This window comes from Gammaproteobacteria bacterium (genome assembly GCA_003696665.1).
Taxonomy (GTDB): domain Bacteria; phylum Pseudomonadota; class Gammaproteobacteria; order Enterobacterales.
On record RFGJ01000443.1, the window covers coordinates 1 to 1,281 of the forward strand.

Genomic DNA, 1,281 nt, shown 5'->3' on the forward strand with positions numbered 1-1,281 from the left:
CCCCACACGCTGTCCAGCTCCAGCCGCAGCGCCGCGTGCTCGTACGGCCCGATGTCCACCGCCGCGCCCTGCACCCGCGCCTCACCGTCCAGGTCGGTGGCCAGACCCAACTGCTGCACCACAGCCGTATAGCCCGCATCGCGCAGCGGCGAGCACGGCAACAGGTGAAAATCGCCACCGACCGAATCCACGAAACCTGCCTCCCCGCCCACGATGTTGCCAGGACCCCACTCCAATACCTCGCTCACACCCGTCGTGTCTCCTACGTAGCAGTGCGTCAGGTGGTAGGGAAGGGTATCAAAAGCACTCAATCGTGGGAGGATAGAGGTGTTATAAAACCTGACAGGCACAATGGAATCAAATTTTAAAATATCATGTGAAAAACCATCAAATAAACTATTCACAATCTGAATATCCAAATCGTCCATTAATGGCACCTTGCCAACATTCATAAACGCTCCTGAATAAATAGAGCTATCCCATAACACATGCAAATTACTCATCTTTACAAACAAATGATTATCATCATCAAATCCCACCAAACCCAGCACCGATACGACAGCCCCATCATTCAACATATTTCCACCATTCAACATTATTCCATTAAACGTCAATTCATTACAATGAAACCCCAACCCCATTTTATTCACATTATCACCTATACGTATGTTTTTCACGACCAGCTCCTGAGTGCCCACCGAAGCAATGTTAGAATAATAATTATCCAGTTTTATTTTTTCCAAAATAAAAAGAGCAGGTGGGCCAACATAAGGCAATACATTGTCTAATAAAACCAAATTCTTCAATGGGAAAAAACCTTCGAACACAGAATTTCTAAATGTCACATTTTGAATGGAAGATCCAGAATTCACAATAAATATCATAACATATTCATCCGGGCCAGGTATCGAAACTTCCAGCTCACTGTTAAAAAAACAGCTATCAACAAGAAGACTGCTGGATTCATCACTTCTTGACCCAAACCACATCATGGTCGAGCCCGTCCCCTGCGTCGTCCAGTTATTTTCGAACACGCAGTCCACGATCTCGAACCGGTCGATGCCCGGGCCCTCTTCGTAGTAAAGTGCACCTCCCTGGTGGTAGGCGTAATTGCCGATAAACCGGCATTGCCACAAGTCATTGACCGTCTCTTCGAAGCTGCCACCATTGCGATACAGTCCCCCGGCTCGCGAAGCCGCGCGGTTGTTCCTGAACGTGCAGTTGTAAAACCGGGGCGCTACTGAACCGTAGTTCCTCCCCGTCACCATCACCCCGCCCCCG

Annotated in this window: 1 protein-coding gene; it reads right to left on the minus strand. The window is 48.6% G+C overall.

The annotated features are described in order from the left end of the window. Positions 1-1,268 (minus strand): hypothetical protein (locus D6694_11055; GenBank protein RMH39591.1); only part of this gene is annotated, 1,268 nt, incomplete at its 3' end. Positions 1,269-1,281 lie beyond the last annotated feature (13 nt).